This is a genomic window from Pseudomonas sp. Irchel s3b6 (assembly GCF_900187415.1).
In the GTDB taxonomy this organism is placed as follows: Bacteria; Pseudomonadota; Gammaproteobacteria; order Pseudomonadales; family Pseudomonadaceae; genus Aquipseudomonas.
This window is the reverse complement of the sequence record NZ_FYDM01000019.1, coordinates 78083-93885: the sequence shown is the minus strand read 5'-3', so window position 1 is coordinate 93885 and position 15803 is coordinate 78083. Positions and strand designations below refer to the sequence as shown.

The 15803-nt window shown below is 61.8% G+C and carries 12 protein-coding genes; 3 read left to right on the top strand and 9 right to left on the bottom strand.

The window, feature by feature from the left end; translation table 11 throughout:
- Positions 1 to 166: 166 nt before the first annotated feature.
- The 7 genes from CKW07_RS22805 to CKW07_RS22775 form a co-directional block, all read right to left on the bottom strand.
- Positions 167 to 1675 (bottom strand): sensor domain-containing diguanylate cyclase, encoded by a 1509-nt coding sequence (locus tag CKW07_RS22805; protein WP_095147152.1) that lies wholly within the window; start codon positions 1673 to 1675, stop codon positions 167 to 169.
- A gap of 157 nt (positions 1676 to 1832) precedes the next feature.
- Positions 1833 to 3101, bottom strand: a complete 1269-nt coding sequence (locus tag CKW07_RS22800) for an OprD family porin (protein WP_095147158.1) — start codon at positions 3099 to 3101, stop codon at positions 1833 to 1835.
- 245 nt (positions 3102 to 3346) lie between these two features.
- Positions 3347 to 3571 carry a hypothetical protein gene (locus CKW07_RS22795; RefSeq protein ID WP_095147151.1) on the bottom strand — a complete coding sequence of 75 codons (225 nt, stop codon included), beginning with the start codon at positions 3569 to 3571 and terminating at the stop codon, positions 3347 to 3349.
- A 177-nt stretch (positions 3572 to 3748) separates the two neighbouring features.
- On the bottom strand, positions 3749 to 5113 hold the full coding sequence (locus CKW07_RS22790) for a heavy metal sensor histidine kinase (protein WP_095147150.1): 1365 nt from the start codon (positions 5111 to 5113) through the stop codon (positions 3749 to 3751).
- Positions 5103 to 5780 carry a heavy metal response regulator transcription factor gene (locus tag CKW07_RS22785; RefSeq protein ID WP_095147149.1) on the bottom strand — a complete coding sequence of 226 codons (678 nt, stop codon included), beginning with the start codon at positions 5778 to 5780 and terminating at the stop codon, positions 5103 to 5105. The genes CKW07_RS22790 and CKW07_RS22785 overlap by 11 nt, the downstream gene beginning before the upstream one ends.
- An 8-nt stretch (positions 5781 to 5788) precedes the next feature.
- Positions 5789 to 8884, bottom strand: coding sequence for a multidrug efflux RND transporter permease subunit (locus CKW07_RS22780; RefSeq protein ID WP_095147148.1), 3096 nt, complete (start codon positions 8882 to 8884; stop codon positions 5789 to 5791).
- The gene (locus CKW07_RS22775) at positions 8881 to 10050 is read right to left on the bottom strand and encodes an efflux RND transporter periplasmic adaptor subunit (protein ID WP_095147157.1); all 1170 of its coding nucleotides are present in this window, start codon (positions 10048 to 10050) and stop codon (positions 8881 to 8883) included. The genes CKW07_RS22780 and CKW07_RS22775 overlap by 4 nt, the downstream gene beginning before the upstream one ends.
- A gap of 243 nt (positions 10051 to 10293) precedes the next feature.
- Here CKW07_RS22775 and CKW07_RS22770 point away from each other — a divergent pair, with 243 nt between their 5' ends.
- Positions 10294 to 10539, top strand: coding sequence for a hypothetical protein (locus CKW07_RS22770; protein ID WP_095147147.1), 246 nt, complete (start codon positions 10294 to 10296; stop codon positions 10537 to 10539).
- A gap of 131 nt (positions 10540 to 10670) precedes the next feature.
- Here the strand turns inward: CKW07_RS22770 and CKW07_RS22765 are convergent, their stop codons facing one another.
- Both CKW07_RS22765 and norR read right to left on the bottom strand, forming a co-directional pair.
- Positions 10671 to 11573, bottom strand: coding sequence for a chemotaxis protein CheV (locus tag CKW07_RS22765; RefSeq protein WP_095147146.1), 903 nt, complete (start codon positions 11571 to 11573; stop codon positions 10671 to 10673).
- Positions 11574 to 11728: 155 nt separating this feature from the next.
- Positions 11729 to 13285 (bottom strand): nitric oxide reductase transcriptional regulator NorR, encoded by a 1557-nt coding sequence (norR, locus tag CKW07_RS22760; protein WP_095147145.1) that lies wholly within the window; start codon positions 13283 to 13285, stop codon positions 11729 to 11731.
- 157 nt (positions 13286 to 13442) lie between these two features.
- On the opposite strand from norR, the gene hmpA reads away from it, so the two are divergent.
- Positions 13443 to 14624 carry an NO-inducible flavohemoprotein gene (gene hmpA, locus CKW07_RS22755; protein ID WP_095147144.1) on the top strand — a complete coding sequence of 394 codons (1182 nt, stop codon included), beginning with the start codon at positions 13443 to 13445 and terminating at the stop codon, positions 14622 to 14624.
- Positions 14625 to 14915: 291 nt separating this feature from the next.
- Positions 14916 to 15425, top strand: a complete 510-nt coding sequence (locus tag CKW07_RS22750; protein ID WP_095147143.1) for a disulfide bond formation protein B — start codon at positions 14916 to 14918, stop codon at positions 15423 to 15425.
- Positions 15426 to 15803 lie beyond the last annotated feature (378 nt).

Sequence of the window (15803 nt, the reverse complement as noted above, 5' to 3'; positions counted from 1 at the left end):
AAAAAGGAAGGAAAGTATTAATATCGCGCATAAGAACGCCGGTTTGTTAGATGTGTTTGCTCGCACGAACATCATCAATCAAATCGGCGTTCTTGTTTCTGTGTTTCCCGGGATTCCGTGAAGAACCTTTTTTATGCCTGCGCTTTTGTCGTGATCAGCACGCGGGCTATGCCTGGGCGCTGATCACCCGGTTGCGTCCGGCGCGCTTGGCCTGGTACAGCGCCTTGTCGGCCGTGTACAGCAGGTTTTCCAGGCTTTGCGCCGGATGTCCGGTGGAGGTGCTGAGGCCGATGCTGACGGTCATCGGCGATTCGTCGTTTTCAAATGGTGGCAGGCGTTCAACCGCTGCCCGGATGTTCTCGGCAATGCGCAGTGCACCGGTGGTGTCGGTTTCGGGCAGCACCGCCGAAAACTCTTCGCCGCCGTAGCGTGCGGCGAGGTCACCCGGTCGGCGGATGTTCTCATTGATGACCCTGGCGAGCACCCGTAACGCATCATCACCGCCCTGATGGCCATGTCGATCGTTGAAGGCCTTGAAGTGGTCGGCATCGATCATCAGCACCGACATCGGCTTGCCCGAGCGCTGTGCGCGGGCCCACTCGCGTTGCAGCACCTTGTCAAGGGTGCGGCGGTTGGCGACGCCGGTGAGCGAGTCCGTGGCCGCCAGCTGTGCCAGCTCGCTCTCGGCGTGCTGGCGCAGTCTCAGCTCGCGACACAGCAGCAACGTCAGCCACATCAAGCCGATACAGAGCACGCCGGTGGCCCCGCTGATCACGTAGGCGGTGCGTTTCCAGGACGCGAAGATCTCATCCATGGACAAGGCCACACTGACCGTCAACGGCAGGTTGCCCACCCGGGAGAAGGTGTACAGGCGCTCGCGCTGATCCATGCTCGAGACGCTGCTGAAGCTGCCACTGCCCTCACGCATGATGCGTATGACGTTCGGCCGGCTGCCGTAGTTCTTGCCGATGTTGTCATCCTCCAGCATCGGTTTTTGCGCCAGCATTATGCCGTCCTTGTCGAGCACATTAAGCGTGCTGTCAGTCCCGATGTTCAGGCTGTTGAACAGTTCGTCAAAGTAGGCAAGGCGCATGGAGGCGACCGCCACGCCCTGAAAATCCCCAGAGGGCGAAGAGATGCGGCGGCTGAAGCTGATGCGCCACTGATTGGCGTCGGCGCAGTCGCAGCGGGTTTTGAACGGGCGGCTGATAAACATCCCGGTGTCACTGTTGAAGGCGTGGGCGAGGAAGTAGTCGCGGTCGGCAAAATTGCCCGGCTTGGGCTCAACCAGTGAGGAGTCGGCGATGACGTTGCCATACCTGTCCAGCAGCAGGAGATCGCCCTTGAAGCGCGCCGTGCTGGAGCGGTCGAACAGCACCAAGTGGCGAATTTGCGGCGATACCTGCTTCAGATCGTCACGCTGGGCGGCGGTGATCAACCCTTGCAGTGACAGGTCATAGAGCTCGACGTTACGCAGCACATCAGCATCGATCAACTGGACGATATTGGTCGCACTGCGGGTGGCCGACTGCATGGCATTGGCGTGTTCGCGAATCAGCAGGAAGGTGACGATGGCGAGGATGGCGATCACTGTCAGCGAGCTGCCAAGAATCAGCATGAGCTCTGGCCGACGTGTAGTACCTGTCATATGAAAGTCGGTGCGGCTTGGGGTCATGGTTCTGATTTCTGCAGAGAGACGTCATCAGCGTAGTTCCCGAACGAGTCAGGAGGCGGTGCAGATATCAGTTTGTTGATGGTTTTTGCCTGGCCGCCTGTATAAATCCCGGGCATGAAAAAGGCCAGCGCAAAGGCTGGCCATTTTAGCGGTTTTGCTAGAAAACGTTCAGTGGGTAATCGACGATCACCCGGTACTCATCGGTGTCGGTATCCAGCGCGCCATAGCCGTTGCCACCTCGGTTGGTCGCCCATTGCAAGCGGACGGCCAGGTCCTTGGTCTTGCCGCCCTGAACCACGTACCGCAGGTCGAGGTCGCGCTCCCAGTGTTTGGCGTTTTTACCCTCTGCATTGTAGTAGCTGGCATAACCCCGGCTGTCCGGGTCGACCTTGGTCAGGTCCAGGGTGCCACGGGAATACGACATCGCCGAGCTCAGGCCCGGAACACCCAGCTCCGCGAAATCATAGGCGTACTTGAGTTTCCACGAGCGCTCGTTCGGGCCGTTGAAGTCGGAGTACTGCTGCGAGTTGTCGAGGTAGACGCTGTCGCCTTGGGCAATGTAGTCGAAGGTCGTGTTGCCGTTCACGCGCTGATAAGCGGCGGTAACGCTGTGGTGACCTGCCTCGACGGTGAAGTGCAGGCTGTAGGTGTTGTTGTCGATCGTACCCAGCAGCGCATCGCCGGTGTCCTGGGTGTGGTAGTAGTGCAGGCCCGGGTTGAGGCTGACCCGTTCATTCAGCGCGTAGCGGTAGTCCAGGTCGTAGTAGTACTGGTTCCACACGTCCTTGAGCTCGGAGGCGTAGAGGCTGCTGGTCAGATCCGGCACGCTGCTCCAGGCCACGCCGGCCCAGTTCAGGTGCTGGCTTTCGTCGCCCTCGGCCAGCTTGCCGTAGGAGGTGCCGATGCGTTGGTGCCCGCTCTGGTTGTAAGGTTTGGTGAAGCTGGCCTGGCCACCTTCGATCAGCCAGCCGTCGAAGCTGTGGTTGCTCAGACTGACGCCGCGGAAGGTCTGCGGCAGCATGCGACTCATGCCACCGGCAATCACCGGGTTGTTGAGGAACAGGTCACCGGCTTTGAATTCGGTCTCCAGAGCGCGCATTTTCAGGGTGGCGCCGCCGGTCGAGAATGAGCCGGGGGCTTTGCCGTTGCCATCACTGACCGGCAGGATGCTGGAGCTGTCGGTGCCGCCACCGCCGTCGAGCTTGAGCCCGAGCATGGCATGGGTGTCGACGCCAACGCCGATGGGGCCCTGGGTGTATCCCGACTCGAAAATGCCGAGAAACCCTTGGCCCCATTCGATGTTGTCGTCGGTCTGCTGCAGGCGGTTGCGGTTCATGTAGTAGTTGCGGGCGCTGAGGTTCAGGCTTGAACCCTCAACGAAGCCTTGGCGATCGGGATCTTCCGAGGCCTGGGCATGGGTGGTCATCGTTGCGGCAATTGCAATGAACAGTGGACTGAGTTTTGCGGTGATGCTCACGTGGGGTACAGCTCCTTGGGTCAATAACCTGTGGAGTTATTGTTTGAAATCCGGTGTTTCTTATTCAGTAGCGACGAAGCACGGAACGGTGAAAACACAACAAAAAAAAGCCGCTGATAGCAGCGGCTTTTAAGACAACTTCACGCGGGAAAGAGCCGGGTAGAGTGTCGAGGGAAACGTCGAAGTGCTGTCGCTCAGCTCTCTTTTTCAACCTGTGGTTGAGCCTGGAGAGCCGATGTTTTACGGGCTTGCTCAGGGTTTTGTGCCTTGGCGGTCAGCTCGGCCCGGGCCTTGTCGAAGGCGTCGGCGCGCGCGGCGTTGTGCGCGACAAAGGCCTGTGACTCTTCAGCCATGGCGAACGGTGACAGGAACAAGGAAGACAATACGAACGCGCTGGCAATACCCATACTGTTGGACATCTGGAAAACCTTCTTGCTTGGCAAGTGCTGTTTGGTGCGGGCAACGATAAGGGCCAGGGGCGTGGGGAAACAGAGCGGATTGCAGAAAGGACTGTTGCACTAAAGGCAATAGTGCACAGTGAGTTGCGTGGGAACGATCAACAAGCAAGCTCGCTCGCCACGGGTAATCGGGGGAGGTCACACCGGCAAATAGATCCCGAAGGTATTGACCCCGTCATCACTGCGCACAAACACATCACCACCGTGCATCAGCGCAATCGCCTTGACGATGGCCAGCCCCAGGCCGTGGTTGGCGCCGCTGTTGCTGCGTGAGGCATCGACCCGATAGAAACGCTCGAACAGGCGCGTCAGGTGTTCGCTGGCAATCGGCTCGCCGGGGTTGGCCACCCCCAGGCTGACCTGATGTCCACGGGTCTGGATCTGCACCTGAATGACCTGGCCGGGGGCGGTGTGTTGCACAGCGTTGTTGAGCAGGTTGATCAGCGCCCGGCGCAGGTGCGCGATTTCGATCTGTACCTGGGCATCGCCGCTGACCTGCACCTGAACCTGGGCGTCCTCGAGGATGAAGTCCAGGTAATCCAGGGTGGTTGCGACTTCGCTCGCCAGCGAAGTGGTGGTCAGTTTGGTGGCCTTGCTGCCTTGGTCGGCGCTGGCCAGAAACAGCATGTCGTTGACGATCGAGCGTAGCCGCTCCAGTTCTTCGAGGTTCGATTGCAGCACTTCGAAGTAGTGCTCCGCCGAACGTCCGCGCGTCAGAGCCACCTGGGTCTGACCGATCAGGTTAGTCAGGGGGGAGCGCAGTTCGTGGGCCACATCGGCGTTGAACGACTCCAGGCGTGTGTAGGCCTGCTCCACTCGTTCCAGCGTCGAATTGAAGGCGCTGACGAACTGATCGAGCTCCGGCGGCAACGGCGACAGTTGCAACCGCGCCGACAGCAATGGCGGCGCGAGGCGTTGCGCTTCCTGAGACAACTTGATCAGCGGCTTGAGGCCGATCCGTGCCACCCAGTAACCCAGTGTCGAGGCCAGCAGCACGCCGATGATCGCCAGACTGATCAGGGCGATGAGCAAGTGATGCTGGGTCTGGTAAAACGTTTGAGTGTCGATGCCGATCATGAACCGCAGCGGTGGGCGTTGGTCCTTGGCCGGGAACTGGCTGACCAGCACCTTCAGCGGGTAGGGCTGGTCCGTTAGTTTCAGGTCGCGCTTGCCCGTCGGGCCGGCAGCGAAGGCGCGGATCTGCGGGGTGATATCGCCGTATTCGTAATGGCTGTCGCCACTGATGATCCAGAAGTCGATGCGCTTGTCTTCTTCGGCCAACAACTTGAGCTTGTTGTTGATCTTGACCCAATGTTCCGGTGTGCCGTAACGGCCCATCGTGGACTCCAGCACGCTGTAGCGCGCATCCAGTTCGGCTTCCGGCAACAGGCCCAGGCCCTTGTCGACCTGTTGGTACAGCGCCCAGCCGATCAACAGGAACACCAGCGCCGCCACCAGGGTGAACATTGCGCTCAAGCGCAAGGCAATCGAATTACGAGGCACGACGGCTCTCCAGCACATAGCCCATGCCGCGAATGGTGTGCAGCAGCTTCTCTTCGAACGGCCCGTCGATTTTCGCCCGCAGGCGTTTGATCGCCACTTCGACCACATTGGAATCACTGTCGAAATTGATGTCCCAGACCATCTCGGTAATCGAAGTTTTCGAAAGGATTTCACCCTGGCGCCGGGCCAGTACGCTGAGCAACGAAAACTCCTTGGCGGTCAGGTCCAGGCGCGTGCCGCCACGGGTGGCCTTGCGGCTGATCAAATCGATCCACAGGTCGGCAATGGTCACTTGTACCGGCTCGTGGCCGCCGCTGCGCCGGGTCAGGGCTTGCAGGCGGGCGACCAGTTCGAGAAAGGAGAAGGGCTTGCCCAGGTAGTCGTCGGCGCCTTCGCGCAGGCCGCGGATCCGGTCTTCCACGCGCTCACGGGCGGTGAGCATGATCACCGGGGTCTGTTTGCGCGCGCGCAGGGCACGCAGCACCCCATACCCGTCGAGGCCCGGCAGCATGACGTCGAGGATGATCACCGCGTAATCGCTTTCCAGCGCCAGGTGCAGGCCTTCGACGCCATCGGGGGCGAGGTCGACGGTGTAGCCCTGTTCGGTCAGGCCGCGGTACAGGTAGTCCGCGGTTTTTTTTTCGTCTTCGATAATCAGAACGCGCATGGCCCGCCTCAGTGTGTGGTCGCCAGCGCGGGCGCTGGTGTAGGCCGATGAAACAGCCGCTCAAGCCACAAGTATATGACCGGCGTGGTAAACAGCGTCAGCGCCTGGCTGACCAGCAGCCCGCCGACCACGGCAATCCCCAACGGCTGGCGCAATTCGGCGCCGGTTCCGTGGCCGAGCATCAGCGGCAGGGCGCCTAGCAGGGCGGCGAGGGTGGTCATGATGATCGGCCGGAACCGTGTCAGGCAGGCCTTGTAGATCGCCTCCTCGGGACCGAGCCCGCCGTTGCGCTGGGCGTCGAGGGCAAAGTCGATCATCAGGATGCCATTCTTCTTGACGATGCCGATCAGCAGCACCAGGCCGATCAGGGCCATGATCGAGAAGTCCTGGCCGAGGATCCATAGCATGATCAGCGCCCCGAGGCCGGCGGACGGCAGGGTCGAGATGATCGTCAGCGGGTGCACGAAACTCTCGTAGAGCACCCCCAGAATGATGTACACCGCCACCAGCGCCGCCAGGATCAACCAGGGCTGGCTGGCCAGCGAACTCTGGAACGCCTGGGCCGCGCCCTGGAAGTTGCCGTTGACCGAAGTCGGCATGCCGATCTCGTTTTTCGCCTGATTGAGCAGCATCACCGCATCGCCCAGGGCTACGCCGGGGGCCAGGTTGAATGACAGGTTGGCCGCCGGGAACATGCCGTCGTGGGCAATCGACAGCGGGCCGCTGCTGGGGGCGTCGAAACGGGCCAGCGCCGACAGCGGCACCATCTCGCCGCTCAGGGGCGAGCGCAGGTAGAAGTACGCCAGGCTTTCGGCCTTGCCCCGTTGCCGGGTGTCGAGTTCGAGAATCACGTTGTACTGGTTGATCTGGGTCTGGAACTCGTTGACCTGGCGTTGACCGAAGGCGTCGTAGAGCGCTTCGTCGACGTCGCTGGCGGTCAGCCCAAAGCGTGCGGCCGCCGTCCGGTCGATGGTGATGTGGGTGATGCTGCCGCCCAGTTGCAGGTCGTTGGACAGGTCGCGGAATGCCGGGATGCCCCGCAGTTTTTCCGTCAGGCGCTGGGTCCACTGATTCAGCGTCGGGCCGTCGTTGCTCTTGAGCACGTATTGGTACTGGGCCCGGCTGGGACCGGAGCTCAAGTTGATGTCTTGCCCGGCGCGCAGGTACAGCACGATACCCGGGACGGTCATCAGTTGTGGCCGAATCCGGTCGATGAACTGGCTGGCCGACACGTCACGGTCAGCGCGTTTTTTCAGGGCGATCCAGAACCGGCCGTTGGCGATGGTCTGGTTGCTACCGGAGACACCCACCGAGTGGGAAAACGTCTGGACGGCGGGGTCGGCGGCGACAATTTTGGCCATCGCCAAATGTTTTTTCACCATGTCGTCGTAGGAAATATCAGCGGCGGCTTCGGTGGTGCCGAGGACGAATCCGGTGTCCTGCACAGGGAAGAACCCCTTGGGGATAAAGACATAACCGGCGACGGCCATGCTCAGGGTCAGGCCGAAGACACCCAGCATGACCTTCTGGTGAGCCAGGGCGTGGCGCAGCCCCCGCTCGTACAGACTTAGCAGGTGCTCACCAACGCCGGGCCTGGCGTGGGCATCATGTGTCGGCGCGCGCATGAACAGGGCGGCCAGTGTCGGTGCCAGGGTCAGGGACACCACCACCGATATCATGATGGTGGACGTGGCGGTCAGCGCGAACTCCTTGAACAGGCGCCCGACCACCCCCCCCATGAACAGCAGCGGAATGAAAGCGGCCACCAATGAGACGCTGATCGAGATCACGGTAAAGCCGATCTCGCCGGCCCCCTTGATCGCGGCCTCGCGCATACTGTCGCCGGCTTCCAGGTGCCGGTGAATGTTCTCCACCACCACAATCGCATCGTCGACCACAAAGCCCACCGAAATCACGATTGCCACCAGCGTCAGGTTGTTGAGGCTGAAGCCCATCACGTACATCAAGGCGAAGCTGGCGATCAGCGAGACCGCGAGCACCGCGCAGACAATCAGCGTCGCCGACAGCTGGCGCAGGAACAGCGCCATCACCGCGACCACCAGCAAAATGGCGATCAGCAGGGTGAGTTCCACTTCGTGCAGCGAGGCGCGGATGGTCTGGGTCCGGTCGATCAGTACCTTGACCTGCACCGACGCCGGGAGCATGCCCTCAAGGTCTGGCAACGCGGCCTGGATCCGGTCCACGGTGTCGACGATGTTGGCCCCCGGTTGCCGGAAAATCACCAGGTTGACCCCCGGTTGCTCGCCGGACCAGGCCTGCACGTAGGCATCCTCCGAACCGTTGACCACCTTGGCCACGTCACGCAGGTGGACCGGCGCACCGTCTTTGTAGGAAACGATCAATTGGGCGTACTCATCCGGCTGGAACAGTTGATCGTTGGTCGACAGCGTGGAAATGCTCGACTCGCCGTACAGTGCGCCCTTGGCCAGGTTGAGGCTGGTTTGCTGAAGGGCCAGGCGAATGTCGGCCAGGGTCAGGCCGATGGCGGCGAGCTTGTCGGCGGAGGCCTGTACCCGAATCGCCGGGCGCTGCTGGCCGGTGATGTTGACCTGGCCGACGCCGTCGACCTGGCTCAGTTGGCGTGCCAGCAGGGTCTCGGCGTAGTCGCTCAGCTCAGTGCCGGGCATTTGCGTCGAGCTGACGCTGAGAATCAGCACCGGGCTGTCGGCCGGATTGACCTTGCGCCAGGTCGGCAGCGTCGGCATGTCCTTGGGTAACTTGCCGGCGGCGGTGTTGATCGCCGCCTGGACTTCCTGTGCCGCGGTATCGATGCTCTTCTCCAGGGTGAACTGCAGGGTCAGGTTGGTCGAGCCCAGGGCGCTGCTGGAGGTCATCTGGGTCATGCCGGGGATGGCGCTGAATTGCACCTCCAGCGGCGTCGCCACGGACGAGGCCATGGTGTCCGGGCTGGCACCGGGTAACTGGGCGTTGACCTGAATGGTTGGGAACTCGGCCTCTGGCAGCGGGGCGATCGGCAGGCGCGGGAAGGCGATCAGCCCCAGCAACACCAGGGCGAAGGTCAATAGCACGGTGGCCACCGGGTGATCGATGCACCAGGCGCTGATCCCGCCACGGGCCTTCATGGCTGTTGCTCCGTGCCGGTGGTCCCGGTCAGTTCGGGCGGGGCGCGGAGAATCTGCACGCTGGCCCCCGGCTTGAGCCGCGACTGGCCGTCGCTGACCAGCACGTCACCGGCCTGCACGCCCTTGATAATGTTCAGGGCGCTGTCCTGATACACCATCTGCACGGGCACCGATTCGACCTTGTCCCCCTTGATCCGGTACACGAAATGCTGCTCCAGGCCCCGCTGGACCACCGTCGGCGGTACTACCAGGGCATTCTTGTCCAAAGCGGTCTGGATCTTGATGGTCACCAGCTGCCCGGGCCAGAGTTTTTGCCCGGGGTTGCTGAACACGGCCTTGGCGCGGAGGGTGCCGGTGTTGGCATTGATCTGGTTGTCGATCAGGCTCAGGTGTCCTGTACCGAGCAAGTCGCCGGTCTGGCCATCGGTGTCGGCGCCCAGATAGGCATGGACGTCGGCCGCCGGCGTGGCCCCGAGCAGCCCCTGCAGGGTGGGCAGCATGTGTTGCGGCAGGGAAAACTCGACGGCAATCGGATCGATCTGGGTCACCGAGAACAAGCCCTGGGTATCGCTCATGCGCAGGAAATTGCCTTCGTCCACGGTGCGAATCCCGACCCGACCCGTTACGGGCGAGCGAATCTGCGTGTAGGAAAGCTGCACTTGTGCGGCATCAATGGCCGCCTGATTGCCCTGCAAGGTGGCTTTCAACTGATTGACCAAGGCCAGTTGCTGATCGTATGTCTGTTTGGAAACCCCATCATCGACGCTCAGCAGCTTGTAGCGCTGGAGGTTGACCACCGCCACTTGCAGCTGGGCCTGACTTTCCCCCAATTGCGCGCGGGCTTGATCGAGGCTGGCGCGGATCCCGCGATCATCAATGGTGGCCAGCAGGTCGCCGGCCTTGACCCATTGACCTTCCTTGACCAGCAGCCTGGTCAGGATGCCGTCGATCTGTGGGCGAATCACCACGCTGTGCAACGACAGCACCGAGCCGATCCCGCTGACATAGCGCGGCACATCCCGCTCGACGACGCTGGCCACCCGCACCGGGATCGCCGTCGGGGCGGCGAGTCGGGTGCTGGCTGGTCGGGTCAGGGCCCAGGCACCGAGGGCGACCAGAACGACGAGGGTGCCGAGGAGCAGGAGCGGTTTTTTTTTGATGGGCATCACATCGAACGCCAAAGCAGATGAGTCGGAAGAGGGGTCAGTATGCTCCCGTTATAGCCCTTCGATCCGGTCAGCACCGTGACTGCAAACTGACAGGGAGGACAGATTCAAGCCGTAAACGACACGTCAGAGCAGATGCGCTTGAAACTTGAAGCTTAAAGCTTGCAGCTGCTCTTCCCGCTATACTGCCGGCTTTCGCGGCCGGTCATCTGGACCCGCCTCAATGCAACACCCGGAGCCTTCATGAATTCCCCGACACAAACGCCTGCGGCTGACGACCAGGCTGACCTGCCAGACAGCGTCGACTCCAGCGCCGACAGCGAAAGCAACGCCGCGATCCCGGCCTTCAAGTTCCCGTTCAACCCGGGTGAGCTGGCCGCTGCCAAGCAAGGCAATCAGCCGTGGTACAAGAACGGCGCCAAGAACGGGCACACCAAGGTTCCGGGCGCAGCGCCTCCAGGCACCCGTCGCTCGATGGGTAAGCGCTGAGTCGCAACCCCGGCTGATCGGGTGGCCAGCGCCGATGGTAGATGGCCAGGGTGATCCTCGAAGGCCAGGCACTGGCCGGCAATGAGCCGGCAAGGTCGCGGCATCAACAGGCAATGCCCCCTGCTCAAGGCTCAGTGACCTTGCTGTGCCACCGCTTTGGCGGCGTCGATCAGGCACTTGGTCAGCTCTGGCGAGGAGAACTTGGTCAGCACGGCGTTGGCGCCGGACAGGCAGGCCTTTTCACTGTTCATCGCGCTGTCCAGGGAGGTGTGCAGCAGGACGTACAGGTGGGAAAAATCCGGGGTTTCGCGCAGGGTTCGCGTGAAGGCATAGCCGTCCATCTCCGACATTTCGATGTCCGAGACAATCAGGTTGATCTGTTGCGCGGTGCCTTGCAGGTCCAGCAGGCAGTCGATGGCTTCCTTGGCACTGCGCGCGGTGTGGCATTGCAGGCCGAGGTTGCGCAGCGTGTGCACGGACTGTTGCAGCGCCACCTGGCTGTCATCGACCACCAGGATACGCGCGTTGCCCAGCACTTCGGCGTCTTCCATGCTCAGCTCGGTGGGCGCCATCTCGATCTGTGCCGGGGCGATGCCGTGGATGACTTTCTCGATGTCGAGCACCTGCACCAGCGTGCCGTCGACCGAGGTCACCCCGGTGATGTACGAGCGCACGCCGCCGGAACCGTAGGGTGGCGGGCGGATGTCGGTGGTCAGGCAATGGACGATTTTGCTCACTGCCTGAACGTGCAGGCCCTGTTTGGAGCGGCTGACGTCGGTGACGATCAGGCAGCCACCGTCCGGGTCCGCCAGTGGCCGCTCACCGATGGCCCGGCTCAGGTCAATGACCGACAACGAGGTGCCGCGCAAGGTGGCGATGCCTTTGACGTGAGGATGGGACTCCGGCAGCTTGGTCAGCGGCGGGCAGGGGATGATTTCACTGACTTTCAGCAGGTTGATCGCCATCAGCTTGCCGCTGCGCAAGGTAAAGAGCAGAAGCGAGAGTGAGTCTGCGCGGGCTTTGGTGGAGGACATAAAAACCTTCTGTGGAAAAAGGTGGTGGGCGATCACAGGAGCGCCAGCCACTATCGATACCGGGTTATCGACGTATCAGGGGCAGGCTTTAGCCTTGGCAGCCACAACAGGTCAATCGATGAGCTCCCTCGCCACAGGAGGCTGTCCAGTTGTTGTTACTTCATCCCCAGCCGCTTGGCCATCCGCCCCAGGTTCGCCCGGTCCAGGCCAAGCTCACGGGCAGCACTGGCCCAATTGTTCTGGTGGCGTTCAAGGCTGGCGCCGATCAGTTGGCGTTGATAGTGCTCGGTGGCCTGGCGCAGGTCGCCGACGTCTTGCGTCAGGGGCTGTGGCGCGTGGGCCGCAGGTTCAACGGGCGCGTTGGGTGTGTCGTGGGGCAAATCCAGGTCCGCCGCGCTGAGGCTCAGAATCTTCGGTCGCTCCCGGGTGTTGCCCAGGGCCTTCAACGCACTGCGGCCGATCAGGTGTTCAAGCTCGCGGACGTTGCCCGGCCAACTGTAGGCCAGCAATGAGGCCTGGGCGTCGCTGTTCAGGCGCAAGCTGTTGAGGCCCATGCGCGAGCGGTTCTGCTCAAGGAAGTAGCCGCTGAGCAACAGCACGTCCCGACCCCGGTCACGCAGCGCCGGGACCTGCAACGGATAAACGCTCAGGCGATGGTAGAAGTCGGCGCGGTAGCGGCCGTCGCGCACTTCCGCCGCCAGGTCACGGTTGGTCGCGGCGATCAGGCGCACGTCGACCTGGTGCTCCTTGTCCGACCCCAGGCGCTGCAACTGGCCGCTTTGCAGCACGCGCAGCAGCTTGGCCTGAACGGTCAGTGACAGTTCGCCCACCTCGTCGAGAAACAGTGTGCCGCCGTTGGCCAGTTCGAACTTGCCGCGCCGGTCGCTGGTGGCCCCGGTGAAGGCCCCGCGCACATGACCGAACAACTCGCTTTCCACCAGCGTGTCGGGCAGGGCGGCGCAGTTGAGGCTGATGATCGGTTTGTCGGCGCGAGGTGATGCGGCATGGATGGCCTGGGCCACCAGTTCCTTGCCGACCCCGGTTTCCCCGGTGATCAGCACCGTCAGGTCGCTGCCTGCGACCAGAGTGATTTCTTCGACCAAGCGCTTGTGGGCCTTGCTCTGGCCGATCATTTCCCGATTCTGCTGCCCGCTGGCCTGGCGATAGACCTCGGCCCGCTGGTGTTCGTCTTCAACCCGATTGGCCAGCCGTTCGATGCGTTCGGCCGCATTGACGGTCGCCGCGGCCAGGCTGGCGAAGGCTTGCAGGGCATCCAGTTCGATGGGTTCGAAACGCTCCGGGTCCAGGGCATCCAGCGTCAGCAAGCCCCATGGGCGTTCATCGATAAACAGTGGGCAGCCCATGCAGTCGTGGACTTCCAGGTGCTCATGGAGGCCATCGACCAGCCCGTCGTACGGGTCCGGCAGGTGGCTGTCCGCGTCGAAGCGCGTCGGGCCGGGGCTGCTGAGCAGCGCGGCAAAGCGCGGATGTTCGCTGACCTTGAAGCGTCGCCCCAGGGTATCGGTGCTCAGGCCATCCACCGCCAACGGCACCAGCCATTCGCCATCCAGGCGCAACAAGGCCGCAGCATCGCACGGGAGCAGGGCGCGCATGGCTTCGAGCAGGCGTCGGTAGCGCTCGCCTTCGGGCAGTTCACGAGAAAGGTCAGAGACCAGCGGCAGCAGCGTGGTGAGCAAGGATTTTGCAGTCATATTGACTCCATGTAGTCGGGATGACTATAAGCCTGCTTGTGTCGATATGACTACATATTATTCAAGCTATTGATTTATAAGGTTTTAATTGTTGGCATGAAAACTGATACCCAAAGGGTAATTCATTAGAAAAGCAGTCGTTCAGGAGTACCCCCTTATGCTTAGTGCGCAAGACCGTGCCATCGTCAAATCCACTGTTCCGTTGCTCGAAAGCGGCGGCGAAGCCCTGATCACCCACTTCTATCGCATGATGCTCTCTGAGTACCCGCAAGTGCGGCCATTGTTCAACCAGGCTCACCAGGCCAGCGGCGACCAGCCTCGGGCGCTGGCCAATGGCGTGTTGATGTATGCACGGCACATCGACCAGTTGGATCAACTGGGCGATCTGGTGGCCAAGATCATCAACAAGCACGTGGCCCTGCAAATTCTTCCGGAACACTACCCTATCGTCGGCAGTTGCCTGCTGCGAGCGATTTCCGAAGTGCTGGGTGACGAAATCGCCACGCTGCAAGTGATGAGTGCCTGGGGCGCCGCCTACGGTCAACTGGCCGACATCCTGATCGGTGCCGAAGCCGCGATCTACGACCAGAAAGCCGAAGCTGTCGGTGGCTGGCGCGGTGCGCGGGAATTCACACTGGCCAAGCGTGTGGAGGAAAGTGCGGAAATCACCTCGTTCTACTTCGAACCTGTGGACAAAGGGCCGATCCTCGCTGCGGAGCCAGGCCAGTACATCGGTATGAAGCTGGTGCTGGAAGGGGAAGAGATCCGTCGCAATTATTCACTGTCGTCCCTGGGTAATCACGGTCAGTACCGCATCAGCGTCAAGCGCGAAGACGGTGGTCGTGCGTCGAACTACCTGCACGACCAGTTCCAGGTCGGTGCCAGTATCCAGTTGTTCCCACCAGCGGGCGACTTCACCCTGACCGCCAGCGACAAGCCGCTGGTGCTGATCAGCGGCGGTGTCGGCATCACCCCGACCCTGGCCATGCTGGAAGCCGCACTGGCCACCGAGCGCCCGGTGCACTTTATCCACTGTGCGCGTAACGGCGCTGTGCATGCCTTCCGCGACTGGATCGACGGTCTGGCCGAGCGTCATCCCCAGCTCAAGCGCTTCTACTGCTATGCCGAGGATGACGGCGTCAGCCCGGCGGCGCATCGGGTCGGGTTGTTGAGCCAGGAAACGCTTGGGCAATGGCTGCCAGAGCAACGAGACCTGGACGCGTACTTCCTGGGCCCCAAAGGCTTCATGACGGCGATCAAGCGTCACCTGAAGGCCTTGGGTGTGCCAGAAAGTCAGAGCCGTTACGAGTTCTTCGGGCCGGCAGCGGCGCTGGAGTAACGATTCAGGCGCTCTCACGGGCGCCCTCTCTGACAAGCCGGCTTGTGGCAGCCGGCTTGCCGGCGAAGGCGTCACTCGCCTCGCCTCAGATCCCACCGTTTAATCCCCTGTTAATACGCCTGCAGTTAATTCCCTCCTGCTGAATCCCTCGGATTATCCGCCAACACCTGACGTGCTCAACGGGCGCGGCCTGCGTGTAGACTGGCGGTCATTGATACCTGACAGAGGCCTGGCGCCTGGCGACCAAGGATCTGTCGAACACAACCTGCATGTTTGACGAAGGAAACCGGAATGAATGAGGAAATGATGCGGTTGGCGCGTGAGCGGCGTTATCTGGTGCTGCTGGGGCTGATCTGCCTGGCGCTGATCGGCGGTGCCCTGTACATGCAGATTGTGCTGGGCGAGGCGCCATGCCCGCTGTGCATCCTGCAACGCTATGCATTGCTGCTGATTGCAATCAGTGCCTTCGCCGGGGCGGCCATGCGCACCCGTCGTAGGATCAGCGTGTTTGAAGGGCTGGTGGTGATCTTTGCCTTGGCCGGCGCGGGTACGGCTGCGCATCACGTCTATACCCAGTTCTACCCGGCCGTCAGCTGCGGCATCGATGTGCTGCAGCCGATCGTTGACGGTTTGCCGCTGGCCAAGATCTTCCCGTTGGTGTTCCAGGTCGACGGTTTCTGCGCTACGCCATACCCACCGGTCCTGGGTCTGTCGCTGGCGCAGTGGGCCCTGGTGGCCTTCGTGTTGACGGCGGTACTGGTGCCGTTGCTGGTCTCGCGCAACCGCAAGCACCTGAACTGAAGGCGCTCGCCACCCCGGCGGAGTAGCCATTGAAAACGCCCCGGTCCTCGCAAGAGGCCGGGGCGTTTTGCATTTCAGTCACCCGGTAGAGGCATCGTGATGTGGGGCAAAGAAGGGTGCGGCGCATGTGCGACATGTTGTCACAGCTTTGGTGTGGCAAGGCATTTCAAAAATTGCGTTTAGTCATTGAAAGATACAAAGAATTAGCCCGGGCAAGCACGGTAACTGAACCCCCACGAGACTGTGCAGCGGGCAGTTTTAACAGGCTTGGGTGAATGGCCGCAGGCCTTGTGAAAAGGGGGCTTTGGCGAGTCGGGGGATACCCGGGACAGTCGCTAAGCGGTCTGAATTGCTGGCAGTAGGCCTACTTTTTTTGGG